27 protein-coding genes are annotated in these 24,213 nt (G+C 64.2%); 13 read left to right on the top strand and 14 right to left on the bottom strand.

The window, feature by feature from the left end:
• Positions 1-341: 341 nt before the first annotated feature.
• Both BXA07_RS25485 and BXA07_RS25490 read right to left on the bottom strand, forming a co-directional pair.
• A complete protein-coding gene (locus BXA07_RS25485; RefSeq protein WP_280175078.1) occupies positions 342-1,820 on the bottom strand; it encodes an MFS transporter in 1,479 nt (492 codons plus the stop codon).
• Positions 1,821-1,948: 128 nt separating this feature from the next.
• Complete coding sequence (locus tag BXA07_RS25490) at positions 1,949-2,533, bottom strand: GNAT family N-acetyltransferase (protein ID WP_076572113.1); 585 nt, start codon at positions 2,531-2,533, stop codon at positions 1,949-1,951.
• Between the two features lie 118 nt (positions 2,534-2,651).
• Here BXA07_RS25490 and BXA07_RS25495 point away from each other — a divergent pair, with 118 nt between their 5' ends.
• From BXA07_RS25495 to BXA07_RS25505, 3 genes are read left to right on the top strand one after another with little or no spacing between them, the layout of a single operon-like run.
• Positions 2,652-3,512, top strand: a complete 861-nt coding sequence (locus BXA07_RS25495; protein WP_244556405.1) for a LysR family transcriptional regulator — start codon at positions 2,652-2,654, stop codon at positions 3,510-3,512.
• Between the two features lie 50 nt (positions 3,513-3,562).
• Positions 3,563-3,820, top strand: coding sequence for a DUF6434 domain-containing protein (locus BXA07_RS25500; RefSeq protein WP_244556406.1), 258 nt, complete (start codon positions 3,563-3,565; stop codon positions 3,818-3,820).
• Between the two features lie 32 nt (positions 3,821-3,852).
• Positions 3,853-4,311, top strand: coding sequence for a hypothetical protein (locus tag BXA07_RS25505; protein ID WP_244556407.1), 459 nt, complete (start codon positions 3,853-3,855; stop codon positions 4,309-4,311).
• 3 nt (positions 4,312-4,314) lie between these two features.
• Here the strand turns inward: BXA07_RS25505 and BXA07_RS25510 are convergent, their stop codons facing one another.
• Both BXA07_RS25510 and BXA07_RS25515 read right to left on the bottom strand, forming a co-directional pair.
• Positions 4,315-5,370: an NAD(P)/FAD-dependent oxidoreductase gene (locus BXA07_RS25510; RefSeq protein WP_076572115.1), complete on the bottom strand. Its 1,056-nt coding sequence runs from the start codon at positions 5,368-5,370 to the stop codon at positions 4,315-4,317.
• Positions 5,371-5,392: 22 nt separating this feature from the next.
• Entirely contained in the window at positions 5,393-5,935 is a 543-nt protein-coding gene (locus BXA07_RS25515) for a GNAT family N-acetyltransferase (protein ID WP_076572117.1), read from the bottom strand.
• A 100-nt stretch (positions 5,936-6,035) separates the two neighbouring features.
• Here BXA07_RS25515 and BXA07_RS25520 point away from each other — a divergent pair, with 100 nt between their 5' ends.
• The 6 genes from BXA07_RS25520 (at position 6,036) to BXA07_RS25545 (ending at position 10,842) form a co-directional block, all read left to right on the top strand.
• Complete coding sequence (locus BXA07_RS25520; RefSeq protein WP_076572242.1) at positions 6,036-7,211, top strand: citrate synthase; 1,176 nt, start codon at positions 6,036-6,038, stop codon at positions 7,209-7,211.
• 45 nt (positions 7,212-7,256) lie between these two features.
• Positions 7,257-7,745 carry a MarR family winged helix-turn-helix transcriptional regulator gene (locus tag BXA07_RS25525; protein ID WP_083708539.1) on the top strand — a complete coding sequence of 163 codons (489 nt, stop codon included), beginning with the start codon at positions 7,257-7,259 and terminating at the stop codon, positions 7,743-7,745.
• Positions 7,746-7,772: 27 nt separating this feature from the next.
• Positions 7,773-8,225 (top strand): PaaI family thioesterase, encoded by a 453-nt coding sequence (locus tag BXA07_RS25530; RefSeq protein WP_070288367.1) that lies wholly within the window; start codon positions 7,773-7,775, stop codon positions 8,223-8,225.
• 885 nt (positions 8,226-9,110) lie between these two features.
• Positions 9,111-9,509 (top strand): hypothetical protein, encoded by a 399-nt coding sequence (locus BXA07_RS25540; RefSeq protein WP_139335755.1) that lies wholly within the window; start codon positions 9,111-9,113, stop codon positions 9,507-9,509.
• A gap of 426 nt (positions 9,510-9,935) precedes the next feature.
• Positions 9,936-10,337, top strand: coding sequence for a hypothetical protein (locus tag BXA07_RS30420; RefSeq protein WP_139335756.1), 402 nt, complete (start codon positions 9,936-9,938; stop codon positions 10,335-10,337).
• Positions 10,338-10,470: 133 nt separating this feature from the next.
• The gene (locus BXA07_RS25545; RefSeq protein WP_076572123.1) at positions 10,471-10,842 is read left to right on the top strand and encodes a hypothetical protein; all 372 of its coding nucleotides are present in this window, start codon (positions 10,471-10,473) and stop codon (positions 10,840-10,842) included.
• A 67-nt stretch (positions 10,843-10,909) separates the two neighbouring features.
• Here BXA07_RS25545 and BXA07_RS25550 read toward each other — a convergent pair whose 3' ends face one another.
• The gene (locus BXA07_RS25550; RefSeq protein WP_083708540.1) at positions 10,910-11,929 is read right to left on the bottom strand and encodes a site-specific integrase; all 1,020 of its coding nucleotides are present in this window, start codon (positions 11,927-11,929) and stop codon (positions 10,910-10,912) included.
• A 222-nt stretch (positions 11,930-12,151) separates the two neighbouring features.
• On the opposite strand from BXA07_RS25550, the gene BXA07_RS25555 reads away from it, so the two are divergent.
• The gene (locus BXA07_RS25555; protein WP_170909738.1) at positions 12,152-13,174 is read left to right on the top strand and encodes a DNA-binding protein; all 1,023 of its coding nucleotides are present in this window, start codon (positions 12,152-12,154) and stop codon (positions 13,172-13,174) included.
• Positions 13,175-13,278: 104 nt separating this feature from the next.
• Here the strand turns inward: BXA07_RS25555 and BXA07_RS25560 are convergent, their stop codons facing one another.
• From BXA07_RS25560 to BXA07_RS25580, 5 genes are read right to left on the bottom strand one after another with little or no spacing between them, the layout of a single operon-like run.
• Positions 13,279-13,740 (bottom strand): DUF3592 domain-containing protein, encoded by a 462-nt coding sequence (locus BXA07_RS25560; RefSeq protein WP_170909739.1) that lies wholly within the window; start codon positions 13,738-13,740, stop codon positions 13,279-13,281.
• Positions 13,741-13,766: 26 nt separating this feature from the next.
• Positions 13,767-14,216, bottom strand: coding sequence for a GNAT family N-acetyltransferase (locus tag BXA07_RS25565; protein ID WP_076572131.1), 450 nt, complete (start codon positions 14,214-14,216; stop codon positions 13,767-13,769).
• Between the two features lie 22 nt (positions 14,217-14,238).
• Complete coding sequence (locus tag BXA07_RS25570; protein WP_212592365.1) at positions 14,239-14,790, bottom strand: hypothetical protein; 552 nt, start codon at positions 14,788-14,790, stop codon at positions 14,239-14,241.
• Positions 14,787-15,221 (bottom strand): DUF1801 domain-containing protein, encoded by a 435-nt coding sequence (locus tag BXA07_RS25575; RefSeq protein ID WP_076572135.1) that lies wholly within the window; start codon positions 15,219-15,221, stop codon positions 14,787-14,789. Before BXA07_RS25575 ends, BXA07_RS25570 begins: the two co-directional genes overlap by 4 nt.
• 29 nt (positions 15,222-15,250) lie before the next feature.
• Positions 15,251-15,859, bottom strand: a complete 609-nt coding sequence (locus BXA07_RS25580) for a hypothetical protein (protein WP_139335757.1) — start codon at positions 15,857-15,859, stop codon at positions 15,251-15,253.
• A gap of 190 nt (positions 15,860-16,049) precedes the next feature.
• Here BXA07_RS25580 and BXA07_RS25585 point away from each other — a divergent pair, with 190 nt between their 5' ends.
• Positions 16,050-16,973 carry a VirK/YbjX family protein gene (locus BXA07_RS25585; protein ID WP_076572139.1) on the top strand — a complete coding sequence of 308 codons (924 nt, stop codon included), beginning with the start codon at positions 16,050-16,052 and terminating at the stop codon, positions 16,971-16,973.
• 117 nt (positions 16,974-17,090) lie between these two features.
• A complete protein-coding gene (locus BXA07_RS25590) occupies positions 17,091-18,443 on the top strand; it encodes a serine hydrolase domain-containing protein (RefSeq protein ID WP_076572141.1) in 1,353 nt (450 codons plus the stop codon).
• 9 nt (positions 18,444-18,452) lie between these two features.
• On the opposite strand, the gene BXA07_RS25595 is transcribed toward BXA07_RS25590, so the two are convergent.
• The 3 genes from BXA07_RS25595 to BXA07_RS25605 all read right to left on the bottom strand — a co-directional run bounded on the left by BXA07_RS25595 (position 18,453) and on the right by BXA07_RS25605 (position 21,975).
• Positions 18,453-18,800: a hypothetical protein gene (locus tag BXA07_RS25595; RefSeq protein WP_139335758.1), complete on the bottom strand. Its 348-nt coding sequence runs from the start codon at positions 18,798-18,800 to the stop codon at positions 18,453-18,455.
• Complete coding sequence (locus BXA07_RS25600) at positions 18,797-20,365, bottom strand: EAL domain-containing protein (RefSeq protein WP_076572146.1); 1,569 nt, start codon at positions 20,363-20,365, stop codon at positions 18,797-18,799. The genes BXA07_RS25595 and BXA07_RS25600 overlap by 4 nt, the downstream gene beginning before the upstream one ends.
• 92 nt (positions 20,366-20,457) lie before the next feature.
• Positions 20,458-21,975, bottom strand: a complete 1,518-nt coding sequence (locus tag BXA07_RS25605; RefSeq protein ID WP_076572148.1) for an MFS transporter — start codon at positions 21,973-21,975, stop codon at positions 20,458-20,460.
• A gap of 84 nt (positions 21,976-22,059) precedes the next feature.
• On the opposite strand from BXA07_RS25605, the gene BXA07_RS25610 reads away from it, so the two are divergent.
• Positions 22,060-22,944, top strand: coding sequence for a LysR family transcriptional regulator (locus BXA07_RS25610; RefSeq protein ID WP_083708546.1), 885 nt, complete (start codon positions 22,060-22,062; stop codon positions 22,942-22,944).
• Between the two features lie 48 nt (positions 22,945-22,992).
• Here BXA07_RS25610 and BXA07_RS25615 read toward each other — a convergent pair whose 3' ends face one another.
• Positions 22,993-24,183 (bottom strand): low temperature requirement protein A, encoded by a 1,191-nt coding sequence (locus tag BXA07_RS25615; RefSeq protein ID WP_076572153.1) that lies wholly within the window; start codon positions 24,181-24,183, stop codon positions 22,993-22,995.
• Positions 24,184-24,213: the final 30 nt, after the last annotated feature.

The following is a 24,213-nucleotide window of genomic DNA, read 5'->3' on the forward strand; positions in this document are numbered from 1 at the left end:
TCTACGAGCTGCTCGCCATCCATATAGAACTCCCGATAATTATGAATTTGCCGTCAGCCCGAAGCTGCCAGTCGGCGAAGGTCCGCTCCTGGCCGACAGCGGCAACAGAGCATAGCGAATTACCAAGGCGGAATTCTCACGCATTGTCACTCTGTTCTCAATGGCTGCTTCTGGCCGATAGCGACCGTTCCCGCAGCATGGCCGCCGGGCTCACGCGTGTCAATTTTATTGCTTGGTGTCTGATCCTACTGTCTTGCGTCTGACCGTTCGTCCAAAACCGAATCGTGCCGGCGCCGCCACTCATGGCGGCGTCAGCATTTTCCCTGGCCCCAAGGGGGCAATCAGGCGGCGCGGCGTGCCCGCAGATGCAAATGGCGGATGGCGGCGGCGGCCACCAGCAGGATGGTGGAAGCGGTTGCCAGCACGACAATAAATGCCTTGTCGAAGGCCGAACGGGCCAGTTCCGACACTTGCAAGCCCAGTTCGGCCGGCAACTGTTCTGCGGCCAGCAGCGCCGCATCGAGGGTGTCATGGGCGTTCGGCAGCAGGCCCGCGCTTTCCGGAATCACCAGGGTGGCGCTGTAGACGGCTGACATGATGGTGCCCAGCACCGTCACGCCGATCACGGCGCCCAGCTCGTACGACACTTCCTCGATCGAGGCGGCCATGCCGGCTTGCTGGGGAGCCACGTTGAGCATCACGGCGCTCGATGCGGCCGTCATGACGGCGCCCAGGCCCAGGCCCAGGATCACCAGGCTGGCCACCTGGGCCGAGACGGCGGCGTCATGCAGCAGCAGATACGATGCCATGCCGATGCCGGACAGCAGCAGCGAACCCCACAGGACCTTGGCCTTGTCGGCGCGCGGCAGCATGAAACCCGTCAGCGGTCCCGCAAACACGGACGCCAGCGGCAGCGGCAGCAGCAGCAAGCCCGCTTCCAGCGGCGACAGCTCGCGCACCAGCTGCATGTGCTGGCTCAGCGCCAGTTCCATGCCGATCAGGGCGGCGGACGCTACCATGGCGGCGGCCACGGCGCTGGAAAACGGCAGTTCGCGGAACAGGGCGAAGTCGATCAGCGGCCTGGCTTGGCGCTTCTGGCGACGCACGAATTTGAGCATGAAGAAGGCGCCCACGGCAAACGAGGCGGCGGCCAGCGCATACGAGGGCTGCGACTTGCCCAGCTCCTTGATCGCATACACGCCGCCAAGCAGACCCATCATGATTTGCAGCGAACCCTTCAAGTCCCACGGCTTGTCGCGGTTACCGGCCCGTTTCGGCAGGATGACGGTGGCCAATACCAGGGTCAGCAGCACGATGGGCACGTTGATCAGGAAGACGGAACCCCACCAGTAATGTTCCATCAGGAAACCACCGAGCACGGGGCCGAACGCGGCGCCGCCGGAGGCAATCGCCGCCCACACGCCGATGGCGAACGAGCGCTCGCGGTTGTCCGTAAAGGTCAGGCGGATGATGGACAGGGTGGCCGGCATCATCAAGGCGGCGCCGATGGCCAGCAGCACGCGGGCAAAGATCAGCCATTCGGCGGCGGGCGAAAACGCGGCGCACAGCGAGGCGATGCCGAACACGGCCAGGCCGGCCAGGAAAACGGGTTTGTGGCTCAAGCGGTCACCGAGGGTGCCGAGGCCGGGCAACAGACCGGAGACGACCAGCGCGTAGACGTTGATGATCCACAGTTTTTGCGAGGAAGTGGCCTGCAAGTCGCGCGTCAGCGCGGGCAAGGCGGTGTAGAGCACGGTCATGTCGACCACGATTAGGAACAGGGCGCTGGAGACGATGGCCAGCGTCAGCCATTTTTTCATTGGATGCATAAACAACTCATGGATTTTAGTGTAACTTTTAACAACTATCGGTGTGAATGAAACGGGTGCTGCGCAAATATTTACGTTCCAGGCTGCCACGGGCCTGGCCTTGTCGGGGGCGGCGGGCGTCAGCCACGGTCGCCATCCTTGTCATCCACGGCGGCACTCGCTGTGGCTGCGTCGAGTTCGCGCAGCATGACGACGGACACTTGCTTGAAGCGGCGGCCCTGGAAGAATTGTTGCGCCGTCAGGTTGTGCGCGCCGCATTCGAGGAACAAGCGGGCGATGCCGTGGTTGCGCAACTCATCGGCCACCCACTCCACCAGCAGGCTGCCGATGCCGCTGCCGCGCACGGAAGGCAGCAAGACCAGGTCGTCCAGCGCGGCGAACGATTTCGAGGCGCGCTGGCGCGTATCGATGGACACCAAGGCCATGCCGACGATGGCGTCGCCGGCAGTGGCGACGGCCAGCAGGGTCGAATCGCCATGCGCCCAGTCGTGCGACAGGGCGGCGCGGATTTCGCCGCGTATGACTTCCGGCAAGTCCGCGCGCCAGTTGCCCGGCGCGTCGGCGCGTTCGCCCTGCAGCTCCGAATGCGAGATATAGTCGGCGCTGACGTTGTCAAGGTAGAGCTTGCACAGCGCATCTTCGGCGCTCGCGTCGTGACACCAGCTGAAGCTGATGGCGGGGGTAAGGGTTTGGGCGTTTTTCATGGCGGATCTCATGTTATTGAATTAGTAAAAGCATTTTATGTCGCCCCTGGATGGCATTCAAGTTAAAATCCATCTGTAAAACAGATAGGTGGATGCCGTGCAATGGACTTTGGAACAAATGCGTTACTTTGAGGCGGCTGTCGCGGCCGGTTCTTTCTCGGGTGCGGCGCGCCGGCTGGGCCGCGCGCAATCGGTGGTCAGCACTTCGATCGGCTTGCTGGAAGCGGAATTCGGCGTGGAACTGTTCGACCGTTCGCGCCGCAGCGCCGTGCTGACGGAGGCGGGCAAGGTGATGCACCTGGAAGCGTGCGAACTGCTGCGCCAGGCCGAGCGCTTGCAGCTGCGCGCCCAACTGCTGAGCGAAGCGCCCGAAGCGCAGCTGACCCTGGCGCTGGACGAAGCCCTGCCCTACCTGGCCATCGGCACTTTGGTAAAAGAGCTGGCGGCGCGCTACCCGGCGCTGGAACTGGTGATGCTCAACGCCACGGCGTCCGAGGTGGCGCAATACGTGGAGCAGCAGCAAGCCGACGTGGCCTTCCACTTCGACCGTGGCCCGATCTCTCCCGTGCTGGAACAGCAGCACATCGGCAGCGTGGCGCAAGGCGTGTTCGTGGCCAAGGGCCACCCCATGGCGCACGGCCAGGAAGTGAGCCGCAACGAGCTGACCCGCTACCGCCAGCTGATCATGGATTCCGAGCTGAACCGCGAACACGCGTTCAGCCCCGCCGTCTGGTTCTCCGACAGTTTCTACAGCATCGCGGAAATGGTCGCCGACGAGCTGGGCTGGGCGATCCTGCCGCTGAATATCGCCAATTATGACAATTACAAGGGCTATCTGCAGGAAGTGCCCTGCCCTGCGCTCGCTTTATCCAGGCTGCCGGTGCGGCGGCTGGCTATCCATGGCAAGAAGCTGAGCGAGACGAGTTTGTGGCTGACGCACAGGCTGGCGGAGTTGCTGGCGGATGGGCCGAGGGGGTGAGACGGCTGGACAGTCGGCGCGCCGGCCCCCATGATCTGGCATGGCATGGCATGCTCTGGCCATTCAAGGGAACGCTGCAAAGGGAAAACAGCATGGAATTCGATTGGCACGGCGGAACTATTTCCCGCCACACTGTTGTCGATGGGCACTACAGGAATACGCAGAATGTCAGGCGCTTCCTGCTTGCCCAGTGCGGGCCGCAATTCCAATTCGACCGCGATTTCATGGCCTGGATACGCGACGGCGCCGCGAAAACCATGGGCGATGTTGCCGATGAGTGGCTACGCCGCCACCGCTTGGGCGGCTAGCCGCTTGCACGCACGAAAATAGAAAGATTGACATGACGCTATCAACGGTGCTCAGCAACTGGCTCACCATGGCAAAAGACGATGCCGTCGAGATTGATCCAGACGACATCAATCACGAAGCCAGGACCAATATGTGGAGCTTTTCGCCCACGGACGAGGAAACGCCGCAGATCCATGCGGCCGATATCGTTGCCTTCATTGGTGAGGTGATCGCGGCGCGCCGCAGCGCGCTCAAGGGAGAAGACATGCTGTTCTATTGCTGGCACGATGCGCAATGCCGCCAGCTGCGCTTCAGCCTGGTGTCGCGCTCGCATGGGCGGCTGCCGTTTCGCTGCACGCTGCGCGAAACGCAGGATCTGGCGCTGATCGCCGAGCGCGTGGTGAACGGGGACTGGCGCAACGAGGAGTTCATGCAGGCGCCGTCGGAGGACGGCGATGCGCACGAGCCGGCGCCGTTCGTCCTGCCCGTTTTCGCGGTAGCCGTGCCTTAACAGTCAGCACGCCAGGAAACGCGCGGGCCGGCACGCGTCCAGGGCCGCCGCCGGCTGGCCGTCGACGATTTCCCCGCTGGCCAGCTGGCCCACGATGGCCGCCAGCACGACGCCCGGATGCATGGCGCACACGTACGCGCCGCCCACCTGCGGCAGATAGCCGATGACGGGTACGCCGTCCGCGGGCATGGGGCGCAGGCCGACGCCCGCGAATTCCGGCGCGATGGCCTGCGCCCCCTCCAGTTCGTCCCGGATCGCGCTGGCCGTGCGTAGCGCCATGGCGGCGGGCTGGTTTTCCGGCGAGTCGCCCACATAATCTTCCGCCGCCAGCATGGTCCCGTCCTCGGCTTGCCGCACTTCCATTGCATGGCTGGAAATGATGCCGCGCACGAGGCCCGGCGGCGCCTGGTAGCGCAGGAAGATGGCGGGCGAGGCGTGGATCGGCAGGCTGGCGCCCAGCTTTTCCGCCAGGCTGGCCGTGCCCGTGCCTGCCGCCAGCACGACCATGTCGGCCTCGATAAGGCCCGCGACCGTTTCCACGCCAGTCACCTGCGCGTCCCGGACGGTAAAACCCAGCACGGGCGTGTGCGTGCGGACCGTCGCACCGAGCGCCTGGGCCGCCGCCAGCAAGGCGTGGGTGGCGGCAACGGCGTCGAGGGCGCCCTGCTCCGGCTCGTGGATAGCCTGTTGCGGCGGCCGCCGCAGTTGCGGTTCAAGCCGGGCGATGTGCGCGCGGTCTATCACGATGGATGCGGGCGACACGCGCCCATCCTGCGTGCCGTACGACAAGGCGCCATGCCAGCGTACCGTCAAGCCCGGCACCTGCGTTTCCAGCCGGCGCCAGGCCGCGATGGCGCCGCCGCGCAGGGCCGCGATGGGATCAATCCCCGCGCAGGACGTGTTAATCCACGCAAACGAGGTGCCCGTCACGCCGGACGCGATGCCGCCCGCCTCGACCACGGTGACTTGTGCGCCCTTGCTGGCCAGGTGGTAGGCGAGCGACGCGCCGACGATGCCGGCGCCGATGACAACGATGCGTTTTGCGCCTTCATGATTCATCTCTGTCAACTTTGCTTGTTTATCACAGGGCAGAGTCTACCCCAGCCGAGCGCAACTCCAGCGCATAGGCATGGCCATCGACAACCTTGCCTTCCACGATGGCGATATCGGGCACGGCCATTCCCTGCACGAAACCGCAGCGCTCCAGCATCCGGATCGACGCCGCATTGCCGTCGATGGCGTAGGCGCTCAGGCTCGCCAGCCGCCATTCGCCTTGCGCCAGATCAATCAGATGGCGCAGCGCGGCCGTGGCCAGCCCTTTTCCCGCCTGTAATTCCCCGATGCGGTAGCCGACTTCGGCTACGCCTTGCTCCCGCTCAATGTCCTTGAGGTTGGCCCGCCCGATCAGTTGCCCGTATTCATCCACGATGACGCAGGGGTGCATGCGTCCCTGTGCGTGCTGGTCCAGGCATTGCGCGACGTGGGCATGGACGCCGTCGACGCTGTAAAAATCGTCCGGGCGCCGGTCGATATGGCGCTCGAACCAGGCCCGGTTGGCTTGCTCGAAGGCCAGCAAGGGCGCGGCATCGCCGGGGCGCAGGGTGCGGATGGTAAATATGCTCATGAAGACTCCTGGAAAGGCATGAGTCTAGTGACGCGCCGTCCGGCCCGTCAATCTTGATTCCATCAATCAATATAAAGTGGCAGCCGCTACAATGGCCGCCATGAACAACGATCTGTCCGCTGCCGAGGCTGCGCGCCTCTTGAACGTCAGCCTGCCCACCCTGTATGCCTATGTGAGCCGGGGTTTGCTCGCTTCCGTCAGCCACGGTGCATCGCGCCGCAAGCGCTATCCGCGGGAAGACGTGCTGCGCCTGGCGGCGCGCAAGAACGACGCCAAACGCGGTGGCCAGACAGCCGTGGCCGCCATGCACTGGGGCTTGCCCGTGCTGGAGACGCAAATTTCCCACATTCTTGATGGACGACTGCTGTACCGGGGCTGCGATGCGACAGCATTGGCCGAGTCCGCGACGCTGGAAGCGACTGCCGGCCTGTTGTGGGACGATGGCCTGAACGACTATTTTCAGCAAGAAATCCCTGTCCTGCGGCAAGGGCTGGCCGGCGCGCCCGATGCGGCCCCGCTGGCGCGCGCCATGTGCGCCATGGCCATGCTGTCATCCATGCCAGTGTCAGCGGACATGCTGCACTCCGGCCCGGCCCTGATGCGCCTGCTGGCCGCCGCCCTGCTCAGCACGGCGCCGTCCGCACTGCCGCTGCACTTGCAACTGGCCCGGGCGTGGCAAGCCGATGTAGAGCAAACTGAACTGCTGCGCGCGGCGCTCGTCTTGCTGGCCGACCATGAATTGAACGCGTCCACGTTTGCCGTGCGCTGTGTCGCTTCGACGGGCGCCAGTCTGCCCGCCGCGCTGATGGCCGGGCTGGCGGCCTTGTCTGGCGGCAGGCACGGCGGCGGCAGTGCGGCGGCGCGGCGCATGTTGACGCAGGCGCTGGCCGCGCCGGATGCCGGGGCCGCCATCGTCGCCTATTACCAGACCATCGCCCCGGAATTTGCCGGCTTCGGCCACCCGCTGTATCCAGGCGGCGACCCGCGCGCCGTGTATCTGCTGGAACGCCTGTCGGCGCTGTCGCCCGGACACCCCCATCTGGCCGCCATCCTGGCCGTTTGCGCGGCGGCGGGCCAGCTGCTCGATGCGCGCCCGAATGCTGACCTGGCGCTGGCAGCGATGGAACTGGCGTTCGGCTGGCCCGAGGGCGCGGGCATGAGCGTGTTTGCGCTGGCCCGCTCGGCCGGCTGGATCGCGCATGCCGCCGAGCAGGCCGCCAGCGCGGCACTGATACGGCCCCGCGCCCGCTACGTGGGGCGCCACCAGAGCGACTGAAAAGAGTCGCTTGATTTATTACGCATACGTAGTAGTATATTTCGCATGCGTACCAATACCTCGCCCCAATCCGACCTTCCCGATGCCGCCTGCCCGCTGGGCGAGCGTTCGCCGCGCCTGTTCAACCTGCTCAACCTGGCGCGCCAGAACCTGTTCCGCTCGGCCGATGCCGTTTTCACCAGTGAGCTGGGCTTTTCCGGCACGCAAGTCGTCGCCCTGTTTGCCCTGAAGGGCGAGGAAGGCTGCCAATTGAAGGATCTGGGGCGGGCGCTGCAGCTGAAAAATTCGGCCGTGACGGGCCTGGTGGCGCGCATGGAAGAAAACGGCCTGATCGTGCGCGGCCAGTCGGCGCTCGACGCGCGTGCCGGCACCCTGCACATGTCGGCCAAGGGGGGCGAGGTGCTGGCGGCCGCCCTGCCCCTGCTCGACAGCCTGAATGAACAACTGAAGCTAGGCTTCAGCGAGGAAGAGCTGGCCATCGTCGCCCGCTTCCTGCTGCACGCCTCGCGCCTGCGTTTCAAGCAAGACATTTAACCTGACCATCACCCTACAGGAGTTACCATGCACCCCAACGACATGACCGGCTTGCAACTGATGCAAGCGTTCGCGCAAGGCCTGTTCCCCCGGCCCGGCATTTCCAAGACCATGCCCATGGATGCGCACACGATCGAGCACGGCAGAGTCATCTTCACGGCCACGGCGAATGAAAACCACACGAATCCCATGGGCGGCGTGCACGGCGGTTTCGCCGCCACCGTGCTCGACACGGTCACGGGCTGCGCCACGCATACGGTCTTGCCGGCCGGCGAAAGCTACGGCACGACGGACCTGAACATCAAGATGTGCCGTCCCCTGCCCTTCAACGTGACGGTCTTCGCGGAAGGCAAAGTCATCAATGCTGGCCGCAACCTGGTCATTTCCGAAGGCACGATCCGCGACGAAGCGGGTAAAGTGTACGCGCACGCGACGGCCACCTGCATGATCATCCGTCCCCGGGAACAAGCGGCCGCGTGATACGGCCCGGCACCATCGCAGAAGCCTGGCGCAGCTGCAGGACCGGCTGCAAGCTGGGATATGCCGCCGAGGATGGCTCCTTGTATAGCTGGCTAGGCGGCGTACTGTCCGCGCACCGCAATACGGGCCTGGCGCAGCGCCTGCTGGAAGACGCTACACTACCAAACACCGGCTCAACGATTTGAGCAGTGTGTTGCATTGATCGATTGAATCCGCAGCCAAGAACAGCCGTTCGCGTTGACGTGCAATGCCTGACTTTTCTCGCTAGGTATTTCGCGGTGCTCATGGGCCGCTGGAGGCCATAATCTGATTCCCGCCACTTCCGGGAAAAGTTGATTATTTGCAATGCGAGCATGAACTAGTTAAACTAATCGGATACTAACTTCCCCTCTTCAATATTCGTACCAGTCAACTTAAATTTTAGCGAGACAAAGCCATGGCACTTGATGGATTAATCGAGATTGCATTGCGAGTTGGCGCCGAAGTAATCATTGTCGGTATATTTTATTGGCCGGGATGGCTACTACTGCGGATAATTACGGTAGGTCGCTATCCACCTCCAATTGGCAAACCGCATAACCAAATGGATGTTGGCAGCTTCGGATTTTGTGTATTTCCCATTGTGCTGATCCTATGTATGCCAGGAGCACGTCAATAGATGTTTTTCATTCTAACTCGTCATTGCACACTGGTATTCTGCGTCACTGAATTTGGTCGTTGAGCGTGCACTTTGGCAAAGCAAAACAGACCGGTTTGGGTCGAATCTGGTCTGTCGTAGGGCGCGCTAGATTTTCCATCCGACAACCTGCTATGCTGGTCCGAACGGCCGGCTTCGGCCAGCATAGCAAACTTACCCAGCGTGCAGACTGATATGAGTATTTACTGGTGGCAACAACGGAGCGACAAGCAAGCCACCGAAGCGGATCTCCGCTTCGCCTCCACGGCATGAAGGCCGTGGTGCTGCGCAAAAAATCGACGATGAAATGGAATCAATGCATTTCCCTTTTAGTAACATTCGTTGGCAGCTTTATCGCATTTGCCTTCGTTTATTACCTGCTGGACCTTTCCTCAGGATTTCTTGCGCTAGGTCCCAACGGGAATAAGGAACCATTTTTCTTCCAGATAATGGATTTTCTTGATCGCGTTGGCGGCTTTTTTACCGGAGTTCCATTTCACAAAAGAAATGCCGGACGGGCAATCTTATTTTACGCAACAATATTTGCATTGTGGATAACCTTCTTGGATCACAAGAGAATGCAAAACCAAAAAAAGGACCGTAAATAATGGCTTTGTTGCACAAATAAACTGAGAGTGTAATAGCCCCTTACCCCAGACGGAATTAGGCCATAGCCACCGTCGTCGGCGTACCGATGAGTATTCTCATCAAACCGGACACCGATTCTTACACCAAGCTGGACACCGAATGGCATTTGAACCCGGACACCATGTCTCTTAGCCGGACAGTCACTGGAAGTCGCCGTTGCTGACGACCATGATGTGGATGTTCTTGCCGCCGCCCCGCAAGGCATGTGAACTTCCACGTACATTCCAGATTGGCAACATGTTATCCTTGGGCGCTAGTGCAGAGTTCGGCCATGAGCTGACATTTCACAAGCAGCCATCCATTGTTAGCGGCCCCAATACGGGACAAAAATATTTTCCTGACCTCTAGGCTAAATTTTTTCTCCGTTTAGTTACACCCCAGATATCTTGGTCATCGAGTTGCCGAAAGACAGTGCACGATTGAAAATTCAAGCGTTTGAATCAGAATGGGGACCTACGGATGAAATCCTCTGCTATTGGGATGGAATATTGTTCGGCCAAGCCACGCCCAACGATAATTTGAGGTTTGCAAAGTTGCTACCCAAGCTGGATCGTCAGAGGAATTATCATTGGCCAAGTGCCGATTCCTATGCATCTGCAATGGTAAGTTTGCTGACCCAATTTCCTCAACTTGAAGTTTGCTGTGAGCGGGACTGTGATCAGTATGATGTTGCCCGAATTGACACAATTGACGAACTGTTTGGACAGCTTGAATTAGTGCAGTCCTATGGTCTGAACGGCCGAATTCAATGTCCAAGTTTCTCGTATCGTCCCGTTGAAAAGAATTAACTTCGAAGTTCTGAACGAGCATATTCGGGAAAGTCCCGGATTGTTCAATTCGAATGCCAGGAAGTTCCAGGAGCGGACGTCCAAACCTGACGTGGCAAGAGATCATCTATTTTAAATTTATACCAGAGGTTGCATGCGCAATTGTCAGAGCGGAAGTTACTTTACGGCTTGTCTGAACATTCGGCCAACGCTACCATTCGAAGCCACGGTTGTCATTCTGGCCGAGGCACTTGGCATCAGTTTCTCGCCTGACGAGGAAGGGAAATACGAAGAATATCCGGCGTATCGCGCCTTCGCGCTTGGACTGGAAATCGCTCTGTTGGCACCTCCACCGCCGGATATAGATACGCGGGAGATACGCGACAACTGTTTTCAGCTAATTATCGATACCTGCGCGGACGTATCCGACGGCGGTGCGGACGTGGATCTGAGCGCTCTTATTGCGGCGCAATTAAGCTCCGCCACCGAGCTGGAAATTGAGCGTGTCGACGTAGTCCCTGCGTAATCCCTCAGGGCGCTGCGCCCGCATGGACGTTCGCTGACGGGCCGCTGCAAGATATTGCAGGGCACCCTCAGGCCGGCGGCTTCTTCTTCGCCTTCAACAAACTCCCCGCCGCATTTTCCTCGAAGCGCCCCGCCTCTTCTATATAGCCGTGCACGGTGCCGTCGTGGCGCCAGCCGCCCTGGCGCTTGATGGCCTGGAAATCGGCGCCGGCCCGGTGGGCGCTGGTGGCCATGCCGCGGCGCAGGCTGTGGCTCGATAGTTCCGGCACGTAATCGAGCCCGGCCAGCCGGGCACAGCCTTCCAGTATCGTGTTGATGCTGCTCGCGTGCAATCCCTTTCCTCCCACATGGCCCCACTGGTTGACGGTGCGCAAGAGCGGGCCGCCGGCGATGCCCGCCACGCCCAGCCAGGCGCGCAGGGCCGTGGCCGGGCAGCAGACGCCGTCGCCGAACGGGATCGCCTTGACGATGCCCTCTCCCAGTTGATCCGTTTTCGAACGGGGCAAGGTGATCACCAGGCCCTGCGGCTCCCAGCGGATGTCTTCCAGCATCAAACTTACCAGTTCGCTGCGGCGGAAAGCGCCAAAAAAGCCCAGCTGCAGCAAGGCGCTGTCGCGCAAGGCCTTGTTGGTGCCCAGGGCGGCCAGCCTGGCGACGATCAGTTCCAGGTCTTCCAGGGGCAGCGCCCTCGCCTTCTTCTTCGGCTTGCCGTGCAGGCGGGCGATGCCGGCCAGGGTCTTGCGCACGGTGGGCGTGGACGCGGGGTCGGCAAAGCCCTGGTACACATGCCATTGCGACAGGGCCGTCAGGCGCAGGGCCAGCGTGCGCGCGTTCAGGCTGTCCGCATACGCCATCAGGTAGCGGATGACGGTGGACTCGTCGGCAGGCAGCGCCCCGCCCCAGGCCTGGAAGTGGCGGATGGCGGAACGGTAGGTGCGGCGCGTGTTGTCGGACGTGGCGGCAGCGAGAAACGCCTGGTGGCGCGCGGCCAGCTCGGCATCGACGAGGGCGCCGCGTAACGGCACGGGAGCCAAGGCGGCGCTTTTGGGCACGGCAACACGGCGTTTAGAGAGCGGTAAATCGGGCATGGCGGCGGCGAAATCGGGGTTTTGTACTGGGAGACACACAGAATAGCACGCCAAGCACCCCCATAACACGCGATAAGCGATCTTATCGTGCCTTATATTTTTCAAAAAAAGATGAAAATTTATATCGTAATATTATGCTGTATTACGTATCATGTAATACGTTACTAAATTTCGCTCATAGGTGATTTCATGGCCCGCACCGGCATTCTGTACTCTGATGTTATGAAAGCAGCCCAGCTCGTCGCTGCCGATGGACGCAATCCCACGGTCGACAATGTGCGCGAAGCGCTGGGCAGCACGGGCAGCAAGAGCACCATCGCGCCCCTGCTCAAGCGCTGGAAGGAAGAGTTCCAGGGCGCGGGCGCCGTGAAAACGGAGGCAGGCTTGCCGGCCGAACTGATGGAAGCGATGCGCGGCGTCTATGACAAGCAGCAGCGCGACGTGGCGCAGCAGCTGGAAACGGGCATGCAGCAGCATCGCGCCGAACGCGACGCGGCGCTGGAAACACTGAAGAAGACGGAAAGCGAACGCTTGAAACTGACGGAGGCGCGCGCCGCCCTCACCCAGGAATTGCGCGCCACGCAACACGCGCTGGCGCAACTGAAGGAAGAACACCATTTCCGCGCCGTCACGCTGGCCACCCTGCACAGCGACAACGCGGGCCTGACGCAGCGCCTGGCCGACCGGGGCGAGGAAATCGCGGCCCTGAACCGCCAGCTGGCGCAGGTGCGCTCGCAGTTCGACCATTACCAGGAAGCGGCCGCGACCCAGCGCAGCGAGGAACGGGCGCAGGCGCAGCAACGGATCAGCCGCCTGGAGCAGGACAACGCGCAGCTGCAGCAGCGGCTGCAAGGCCAGCAGGCCACCCTGGTGCAGCAAGACATGCGCCTGGCGCAGCTGCAGGCGGAGCAAACACGCTTAAGCAGCGAAGCGGCCGCCGACCGCGAGGCGCTGGCCGCCGTGCGTCCCGAGCGCGACCAGTTTGAATTTCAATACCTGCAGGCGGCCGCGTCCGCCGACGCCCTGCTGGCCAAGCTCGATACGGCCTTGCTGGCGCTGAACGACGCCAGGGTGGCGCTGAGCGCGCAGGACAAGCAGCTCGACATGCTGGCGGAGAATAGCCAGGCAACGCAGCAGCGCGCCGAAGCGCTGGCGCAGGAACGCGACGGCTTGTTGCGCGACAACGCCGGCATGGCGGCCAGGCTGGCCCTGCTCATGGATAGCCAGGAGAAGCGCGCCGTTTGAACCGGTCTGCATGGCCTGGGATCTCCATGACGGTTCCGGGACGGGCCTGGCCAGCGTTCAAGGCTTGCTGCGCCCGGCATCGCCATTTGCCTTGGCGGAACGGATCAGGCGGCAGGCTCTCGCTTGCGTACCTCCGACACTCCCAGCACGAACAGGACGAGCGCCAGGCCGGCGCCGAAATAATCGAGGACATCGAGGCTGGCAAGGAAGACGGCGGTATCGGCCGGGTCGCCTGGCCGGTAATGCACCCGGATGCGGGCACCTGGCGCCATGCTGGCCAGGCGCCAAGTCGTGACGGCCTGGTCGCGGTGGCAGCCGGCATTGCCAATGCGCGAGACGCCGATGCGCGCACTTCGGTAGGCCTTGCCCTCCACAGTGTAGCGATAGGCCAGCTTGACGCACCAGTCCTGCGACTTGCCCGTGCGCTGATACATGCTGCTGCGCACGATTTCGGCGCTGGCCACGGGCCATGCGGGTGACGTGAACTTGTCGTACGCGCGCCAGAAGGAAAAATAGCCTGCCGGAATGGCCAGCAGGATCAGGAACCAGCCCATCATTCTTGCCATGGCCGGTTCCATCGCGCCAGGATCCTTCATCGCACCGGCCCTGCGGCCCGGTAGCGCACGCGTATCCACGCGCCCATGGCATCCACGCCGCCGTCGCCTGCGTCTTCGATCCAGCCCGCGCGCGCATACAGGCGCCGCGCGCCCGTATTGACCAGTTGCGTCTTCAGGCTCAGGCGGGGGCCGAAACGCGCCGCCACGGCGGCCAGCAGCTGCGTGCCCATGCCCTGTCCGCTGTGTGCCGGATGCACGTACAGGTGGTGCAGGAAGTACTCGGGCGCGTCGCCCGTGTACACGGCGGCAAAGCCGGCGACGGTGCCGTCGCACTCGGCAACGAGGAGGTCTTCGCCCTGCGTCGCGGCCATGAATGCGGCGCTGCCGGCGACAGGGCCGTAAGTGGTGCGCCCGGCCACGGCCAGGATGGCCGTGCAGGCCGCCAAATCCGCGCAGGCGTAGGGGCGAATCAGGCAGGTGGACATGGCTGGCGCACGCATCACAAAGCTACAGGCGCCGGTTCAGCACGGCGTCGATATCGTGGGTTTTCAGCTCGGCCCGGACTGCGCCGTCCTGCAGCCAGTAGCCGTCGCCTCCCCGCTGCAGCGCATCCATGTCGAGCGCGCCCAGCGCTGGCGGGATGACGCCGGCGAGAAGCCGCACCACATCGTCCCATGCCGCATACAGCAGCTTCAGGTACCAGCCGTCGTCGTGGGCAAAGGCGAGAAAGCGGCCGCGCAAGGCGGGTAACGGCCCGGGTGGGCCACGGTGGCCGAGCATCGCGGCCACGTCCGCGTCGCCCGAGGCCGGCGGCGCGCCATGATAATCAGCCCAGGCATGACTGCCGCAGGCGTACAGGTCTTCCCGGGCCAGGGGCGGCAGCTGCTGCCGCGCCACCGACTGCCAGGCGGCCGGTTTCCCGGCCGTCCCGGCGCCGCCCTTGCGCAGCACGATGCCGTCCGCGTCCAGCAGCGCGGGAATCACATCCTTGAATTCGATGCCGGAAGCAACAATCATGCGCTCTTCCGGGTCGTGCCAGAGATACAGATAATGTCTCAAGTCGGGGTCCGTTTTGATTTTGGCGCCGTATTGAGCGCCACGGCGGCGCGTATCAGCGCCTTGAACGCCGCAGTATCGAGGTGCGCGCCTTCATGCAGGTCGATGGCCCGGCGCGTGTTGCCGTCCAGGCTGGCGTTGAACAGGCCGGCCGGGTCGGGCAAGGCGGCGCCCTTGGCGAAGGTGAGTTTTACAGCCAACTTGTACGTTTCGCCCGTGCATATCATGCCCGCGTGCGACCACACGGGCACGCCGCGCCATTTGACTTCCTCGACCACGTCCGGGTCCGCCGCATGGATCAGCGCCCGCACGGCGGCCAGGGTTTTGCCGCGCCAGTCCGCCAGCGCGGCGATTTTCGCGTCGATCAGGCTGGCAGCCGACTCGCCGCCGGCCGCTTCTTCCCCGGGCGGCGCGCTGCTTGCTGCTTTTGTCATGGTTCCCGTCTCCTTCCTGTGCGCTTGCCTTACTGCGCAGGATCGGCCATGCAGCTGGCAAGGGTAGCAATCAATTGTGTACGCAGTGTCTGGTATTGCGCATCCGTCACAAAATCGCGCGGGTCGGCCGGCTGGTTCAGCAGGTAGGCCGTTGCCACCGTGCCGCTGGCGGCGTGCAGCAGCGTGTACAGGCTGATGATGCCTTGCGCCTGCGCGATACTGGCCTGATTCAATCCTAGCACTTCCACGCCATCGCGCGCGTCCGTTTCCAGCGGCACCTGATGCGGCGGCTTGCTGCCGGCCGACATCTCCTGCATTTGCGCCACGATGGTCTCGCGGTCGGAGGCAAACTGGCCTGCGGCGCTGCGTTCGATCTTCAGATTCACGAAGGGCAAGCTGCTCTTGCGGAACAGCATCAGCCGATAGCCGTCGGCCGTCGATACCCGGCGCTCTTCCGCCTTCATCTTGACGATGCGCGTCGTCGCGCTGGCCGGCAAGCGGTCCTGCGTTTTGAACTGGAACTGGCTGCGGTTGATGCATTGCGCCAACGGCCCCAGGGGATCGGCCGTGCGGTCCTGCGCCTGCGCTGCCAGTGCGGCAACGAGCATGGGAAGGGCAAGCAAATGGCGGTGTTTCATGGGGCGTGGTCATTTCATCGGGTCAGGGTGCAGCGAGCATAACCGTCTACATTGCCACAAAGCAAATGTTTAGTTGTCATCCTCTAAATACGCTTGAAGATAGCTTCTTAATATGAAATTCACCTGGCCCGCGTAGCATTCATCCAGGCAAGGCTCTCACTGTGCAGCGCCTGCCCTTACCGGCTCAATCATGAACGACATCGCTTTAACCCGGGGCAATAACGCCGCCCTGCCGCTTCCCGCCAGTGGACACCGGCTGAAAGCGGCGCTGGGCGCCCTCTTCTTCCCGCGCCAGCGTACGCGCTGGCTGGCCTTTCTTGGCAGCCTGCCCGGCCTGGGCGAGCTGGCGCGGCTGCATCCCTGCCTGCGCTTCAAGATCTACCGCCCTTACGCTTCGCGCCAGCTCGGCTGCGCGGCGCGCCTGGCCTTGCTGGAAGGCCATTACCGCTTCCTGTGGCAAGCCGGCGCGCGCCCGCTGGTCGAACGGGCGGCGCGCCAGCCCGTGCTGCTGGCCGCCTTCGACGGCAAGGATGGGGCGCTGTACCGCCTGCAGCTGACAGCCATCCATGACAGCTACCGCGAAGGCGAATTGTGCCTGCGCCTGACGCGCAACGGCCTGCCCCTGTACCTGGCCAGCTTTCTGTTCCTGCCGCGCGCCGACGGCGTCTCGCTGCAGCTGGGCGCGCTGCAAGGCTTGCGCTCGGAAGCGGGCAAGCTGGCCGTCCGGGACGCCACGCGGGCCCTGCACGGCTGCCGCCCGAAAAACCTGATGGTGACGGCCCTGCGCGATTTCGGCGACTTCTTTGCCTGCAACAGCCTGTTCTTGATCAGTAACGACAACCGCATCGCCCTCAATGCCCGGCGCCGGCGCCATATCGCCGCCGATTACGACCTGGCGTGGCAGCAATTGCATGCCTTGCGCATGCGTGACGGTAATTACCACCTGCCCTGCGCGCCCTACCGGGTGCCGGACCTGGCCACGGTGCCATCGAAAAAACGCGCCGATGCGCGCCGGCGCGGCGAATTGCTGCAAGGCATCGCCGCCGACATGCGCGCGCAGCTGGCGGCTTTGCTGGACACGGCTGCGGCCGGGAACTTCATGATATGGCAATAATGACATAAACCTCAGGCAAGCTTCATGTAAGCGGCCTATGCTCGGCATTCATCCCAGCCACTTTATCCGGGGGCTGGCGTGAACTTGCCTTTTCCCTCGATCACTTGACAGGTTCCCATGACACCCGCTTACACCCTCCTCCCCCTGTGCCTGCTCGGCGGCGCCGCCCTGGCCGCGCCCGCCCTCGACGACGCCGTGCGCCAGCGCGCGGAAGAACTGACGCGTGCGGGCATGCACGCCAGCATCGTCATCGCCGTGATCGACGGCAAGGAAAGCGCCGTCTATGGCTTTGGCAGCGTGCATGCCGGCAAGAACGCCAAGCCGGGCGCCGACACGGTCTACCAGATCGGCTCCGTCACCAAGACCATGACGGCCCTGCTGCTGGCCGACGCCGTCGTCGAAGGCAAGGTCAAGCTCGACGAGCCGGTGGCGGCATTATTGCCCGCCTATACGGTGCCCGCCTTCGACGGCAAGCAGATCAGCCTGCTCGACCTGGCCACGCATTATTCCGCGCTGCCGCGCCTGCCCGACAACTTCGCGCCGAAAGACCCCGCCAACCCCTACGCCGAATACTCGGAAGCGAAGCAACGGCAGTTTCTCGCCGCCTGCCGCCTGCCGCACGCGCCGGGCACGGCATTTGACTACTCGAACATCGGCTACGCCGTGCTGGGCACGGCCCTGGCCGCGCAGGCGGGCACCAGCTATGAAGCACTGCTGCAAAAGCGCATCGCCGCGCCGCTGGGCATGCGCTCGACGTCGAACACGCCCTCGCACGGCATGCTGGCACGCCTGGCGCCCGGCCATCTGCTGTCGGGCGAGGCCACGCCCGCCTGGGAGCTGAACGTGGTGGCGCCGGCCGGCGGCGTGTATTCGAGCGCGCGCGACATGGTTGCCTATTTGCAAGCCTACATGCTGCGCCCGCTGCGCCCGTATGCGCTGGCGATCCAGCCGCAGCGGCCCCTGGCGGCCGACAGCGCAACGAAAATCGGCCTGGCCTGGCTGCTGGAGCAGCAACAGGGACACAGCTACGCCTGGCACAGCGGCCAGACGGGCGGCTACGCCAGCTATGCGGCGTTTACCACGGATGGCAAGCGGGGCGTGGTCGTGCTGACGAATACGGCGCGCACCATCGACGCGCTGGGCGTGTCCGCCTTGCTGCCGGGCACGCCCTTGCCGCCGCTGAAAAAACCGCCGGTCGCCATCGAATTGCCGCGCGCCGCGCTGGCCGAGTACGTGGGCGAGTATGGGCTGGACAAGGATTTCACGTTGACGCTGAGTCTGGGCAAGCATGGCCTGGAAGCGGCCGGCACGGGCGTCGGCTCGGCGCCGCTGTTCGCCAGCGCCAGGGACCGGTTCTTTTTCCGCGCCATCGAGGCGGAACTGGCGTTGACACGCGACGCGGCGGGCAAGATCGCCGGCGCCGTGCTCAGCCAGGGCGGGCAGGACGTGATCTTGCCGCGCAAGCAATAAAGTGACGCATCAGGACTCGCGCATGTACTGCTCCACCCGCTCGACAAACGCCGCCTTGCTGCGCGTGCGGAACTCGCCCAGGAAGGCCTCGCTGCCCTTGAGCGCCTTGCCGTGGCGGTCATATTGCACTTTAGACATTTCCAGCACGAATTCGCCGTGCGGATCGTCTTCCGGCTCGAAGTGGGAATTGAAGGCGTGACCGCTGTCGCGGCAATGGCCCCACAGCAGCAGCGCGCTGCTGAACCACTGCATGGTGTCCGGACCCGGTTCCACCTCGAACAGGGTGTTGACGGTGATGTGCCAGCCGCCTGGCACGCGCAGCGGCTGCAAGGGATAGGGAAAGCGTGGCTGTTTCATGTGGACGATGGCAGGCGGCGGCTTGCGTAAAAGGCCAGGAAGTCCATGGCCGGCAGCGCCTTGGCGAACAGCCAGCCCTGGCCGAATTCGACCTTGCGTTCGCGCAAATAATCGGCTTGCTGCTGGGTTTCGATGCCTTCGGCCACGATCAGCATGTTCAGGGTGCGCGCCATGTCGATGATGTGCGGCGTGACGCTGCTCGTGGCCGCGTCCGTGCCGACGGTGTCGACAAACGATTTGTCGATCTTCAGGGCGTCGAGCGGCAGGTTTTGCAGGCTGGCCAGGCTGGAATAGCCTGTGCCGAAGTCGTCGATGGCCACGGCATGGCCGCGCGCCCTGGCTTTTTCGATGGTGGCGCGGGCCGCGTCCACGTTGATGAAGCCCCGCTCCGTCGCTTCCAGCCAGATCTGCTGCGCCTCGATGCCCGTGCCGGCCAGGGCCCGTTCGAGCACGTCGAGCACCCGGCCCGTCTCGATGTCGCTGGCGCACAGGTTGATGGCGATGTGCAGTGCGCGGTCGGCCACCAGCGCGGCGCGCATGTCGGCGATGACGCAGGCGATCACCTGGTCCGTGATGGGCAGAACCAGGCCGCTGTCCTCGGCCACGGGGATGAACAGGTCGGGCCGTATCATGCTGCCGTCGGGACGGCGCCAGCGTATCAGGGCCTCGGCGCCCACGCATACGCCCGTGTCGAGCGCGATGATGGGCTGATAGTGGACAGAGAATTCGCGCCGCTCGACGGCCGTTTCCAGTTCGCCGCGCAGCGACAGGCGCCGGCGCGACAGCCACACGACGATGCCGACGATGAAGGCGGCCATCAGCAGGCCCATGGGCAGGAGCAGCAGCTGTTCGCGGCGCAGCCTGTCATTGAGCTTGCTGCGCGGCTCGATCATGACGGCCGTCAGGCCGTCGCGGTACAGCGTCGCATGGATGCTGCCGTCGTGGCCCGCCGCGCCCATCGCCGGCAGCCCGGCGAGCAGGCTGTGCACCAGCGCGGGGTCGGGATGGTGCAAGGTGTCGAGCACGCCTTCCTTGCCGATGGCCACGGCCATCTGGATGTCGCTGTCGACGATGACGTCGGAAAAGCGCACGGGATCGATCAGCACCTTGTAGGCGCGGTACGACAGCCCCACCATGCGCTTGCCGCCGCTGACGACGGGACGCAGGTTGAAATCGATGCCCATGCCGTTGGCCAAGGTGAAATCGGCGGGCGCGACGGCGATGCGCGTCTCTTCGACGCCCGTGGAGGTGCACTTGAGCAAGCCATTTTCCACGTAGCCGATATCGTCGATGCTGCGCGTGGTGATGGTGATGCGGCGCAATTGCTGGATATGCGCCTCCGAACACGGCGCCAGCTCCAGCGCATCGGCGCTGCGCAGGGCGGCGCTGGCCGACGCGATGGAACGGTGGGCGCGCTCGAGCGCGTAGCCGGCCAGCAGGCGCAGGCGTTCCTGCTCGCCCTGCTCGGCGCGCACGGACGACAGGTAGAAGGCCAGGCTCAGGGGAGCGGCCACGCCGATGACGGCGACCAGCACGCTCGTGATGATAATGCGTTTTCTGCGCATGCGAATACCTGTGGTAGTTATATGATTGCTATGTATTGCTCGATGGCATCATATTACAAGCAGAGGCGGCGCACGCGGATCTTGCTGAAGAGTTACACTTTTTCCAGCTCTTTCTCCACGGTTATCGCCGGCCGCGCCAGCACGAACACCAGCGCCGCCACCACGGCCGCCAGTCCGCCCGCCAGGAACAAGACGCTGGCAAAGCCGTCGATGAAGGCGTGGCGTGCCGCTTCCTGCGCCACGGCCTGCAGCGCGGGCGGCAGCTGGCCGAAGGCCTCGGCCGCGTTGCCGGCGACGATGCGCCCTATCATCTCGGGCGACGCTTTCAAGCCATGCAGCCACGCCAGCCTGTCGAACGAGGCGGCCGTGCGCATGGCCAGCACGGCGCCCAGCGCGCCCACGGCCAGCACGATGCCGACGAAGCGCGTGGTGGTGCTGATGCCGGAGCCCATGCCCGTGCGTTCGCGCGGGATGCAGGCGAGGATGGCCTTTTGCGTCGTGCCGTTCAGCAAGCCGGCGCCCGCGCCCGTGACGACCATGCCGGCCGCCACCAGGCCGTACGACAGGCTGCCGGCGGCAAGGGCCGTGGCCACGTTGCCCACGGCGACGATCAGCAAGCCTGTCACCAGTATGCCGCGGTCGTCCAGATGGCGCATGGCACGGGGCGCCAGCCTTGACAGCACCACCATGGCGACGGCAAACGGCAGCATGGCGCAGCCGGCCAGCACGGCGGAAAAGCCGAAGCCGTTCTGCAGGTACAGCGGCAAGAACGTCATCATCACCTGCGCCGCGATGGCGTAGCCGAACATGCCCAGCACGGCGCCGACGAACACGCGCCGGCCGAACAGGCTCAAATCGACCATCGGCGCGCGCTGGCGCCGTTCCGCCAGCACGAACACCAGCAGCAGCGCCGCGCCGGCCGCAAAGCGCAGCATGGTGGCGCGGCTGGACCAGCCGGCCACGCTGGCATCGATCAAGCCCCAGATGATGCAGAACAGGCCGGCGGAGAACAGCGCCGCCCCCAGCGGGTCGAAGCTGGCGTTCGACGCATCCTTCGACTCGTCCACGTGCTTGCCTACCAGCCACATCAGGATGGCGACGACGGGCAGGTTCAGGTAGAAGATCCAGCGCCAGTTGATGGCGCTCGTGACCAGGCCGCCAAGCAACGGCGCCACCGTCATGGCCACGCCCATGGCCGCGCCCCACACGGACCAGGCCCGCGCCCTCTCCTTTTCCGCGTGAAAGGTGTGGCCGATGACGGCCAGCGCGGAGGTCAGCAGCAGCGCGGCGCCGAGACCCTTGACGGCGCGCGCCACGTTGAGCACGAACGGCGTCCACGCCAGCCCGCACAGCAGCGAGGCCAGCGCGAACACGGCCAGGCCATAGAGCATGACCCTGCGCCGCCCCAGGCGGTCGGCGATGCTGCCAGCCGGCAACAAAAACGAGGCGAACGCCAGCATGTAGGCGCTGACCACCCATTCCACGTCGACGAAGCTGGCGTTCAGGCTGCGGGCGATCGACGGCAGCGAGACGGCGACGACATTGGTGTCGAGCATGATCAGCGCGCACACGCCCGAGCACGTATATAAAGTCCAGTTGGTATTTTTCATGCCTGTATTTTAAGCAGGCTTGTATTATTTCCTGTTATAAGACAAGCGCCTTATAATTTACCCATGGTGAATACAGAGAAAGACATGGAATTGCGGCACTTCCGCTGCGTACTGGCCGTCGCGCACAGCCTGCACTTCGCGCGGGCGGCGGCCGAACTGGGCATTTCGCCGCCCGCGCTGACCAAGCAGGTGCAGGAAACGGAAAGCCTGCTGGGCACGCGGCTGTTCCAGCGCAGCAAGCGCGCCGTCGCCCTGACGGCGGCCGGCGAACTGTTCGTCATCGAGGCGCGGCGGGCGCTGGAGCAGCTGGCGCAGGCGCAGGAAACGGCGCGGCGGGCCGGACGGGGCGAGCTGGGACGGCTGGAAATCGGCTACGTGGCCTCGGCCGCCTATGCCGGCGTGCTGCAGGGCCAGTTTGCCCGCTTTCGGGCCAGCCACCCCGGCATCCGCATCGGCGCGCGTGAATACGCGATGGACGCCCTGCCCGGCTTGCTGGACCAGGGCCGGCTGGACCTGGCCTTCGTGCGCCCGCCCCTGCACCTGCCTGACGGACTCGACAGCGTGGTCTTGCTGCGCGACCGCTTCGTGCTGGCCGTGCAGGCGGACAGCCCGCTGGCCCGGCAGCAAATAGCGGCACCGACGGCGCTGGCGCAGCAGGCCTTCATCGTGCCGGAACAGGAACTGGGAACATTGGAAGTGAGCCGGCGCGGCGGCTTTGCGGCGCAGGTGGTGTCGCGGCCGGGCAGCCTGGTGGCCGTGCTGACGGAAGTGTCGCTGGGCGCGGGCTGCGCCATCGTGCCCCATTCCGTGATGGCCAGCGTCAGCCTGCCCGGCGTGGTGTTTCGCGAACTGGCGGGGCCGCAGATCAGCTCGGAGATCGCGGCAGCGTTTCGCCGCCACGAAGCGGCGCCCGCCGCGCGCGCCTTTATTGCCCAACTAAAAATAACAGCGCTGTCCTTGCTCCGCTAATGCGGCGCCCGGCCAAACCGCAGGGCAGCAGCTTAGTCCAGCGCTCCCTCAAGGGTCCAGTTCCGGCGGCGGACGGCGCAGGGCCAGGTGTTCCCACACGGCCACCAGGACCAGCACGCAGCTGGTGATGCAGGCCAGGGTCAGCGGCGAATACAGGCGTCCGTAGGCCATCGGGATCAGCGCGAGGATGATCAGGATGCCCAGCAGGTGCGACAGCGGCGGCGCGGCGCGCTCGCTGCTGACCCATTTGAACAGCGCATTACCCAGCAGATACAGGATCGGGCCGCCCAGCAAGGCGCTGATGCCGGCGAAGCTCGCTTCATCGGCATGCACGAGGGCCAGTTCGTCGGCCACGGCGGACACGATCACGCCGCCCACGATCAGCACGTGGATGTAGGTATAGGCGACGCGGGCGACGCGGCCCGGGTCCTTCGAATGGGCGATGCTGTGGTGGCCCGCCTCGGCGCCCGTGTCAAAATAGATCCACCACATGGCGATGCTGCCGACTAATGCCGACAGGAAACCGAGCCAGTTTCCGGCCGTCCACTCCAGGCCGGCGAAGGTGGCGCCCGTCACCAGCAGGGACTCGCCGAGGGCGATGATGACGAACAGGCCGCAGCGTTCGGCCATGTGGCCGCCATCGACGTCCCAGTCGGCCGTCGACGAGCTGCCCAGGCCCGGCACGCCGAAGCGCAGCCACGGGCCGGCCAGGTCGATGGCCAGGGCCAGTCCCCACCAGAAGATGCGCTGTTCGGGCGCGGCGATGCCGCCGGCGATCCAGAACAGGCCGGAAAACACGGCCCACAGGCTGATGCGCTGGAAATTGCGGCGGCGCGACACGGCGTCATGGCGCACGGCCCACCAGGCAAACAGGGGACGGCCCACCTGCATGGCCACATAGGCGGCCGCGAACGCCAGGCCCCGCGTGCCGAACGCCTCGGGGATCGAGGCCGACATGACGAGGCCGCCCAGCATCAGCGCAAACAGGCTGATGCGCACGGGAATGCGCTCGGGGTCGAGCCAGTTGGTGATCCACGACGTGAAAATCCACACCCACCAGACGGCCATCAGCAGCAAGCCCGTCTGCAGCCAGCCCATGGCGCTCAGGTGGCCCAGCAAGCCGTGCGACAGTTGCGTTACCGCAAACACGAACACGAGGTCGAAGAACAGCTCGATCATGCCCACCTTGCCGCTGTCCTGCCCGCCGCGCTTGCGCAGCAGCGATTTTGTCAATTCCATAAATCTCTTTCATTCATACTGGTACAACGT

Source organism: Janthinobacterium sp. TND4EL3 (genome assembly GCF_900156175.1).
Taxonomy (GTDB): domain Bacteria; phylum Pseudomonadota; class Gammaproteobacteria; order Burkholderiales; family Burkholderiaceae_D; genus Janthinobacterium.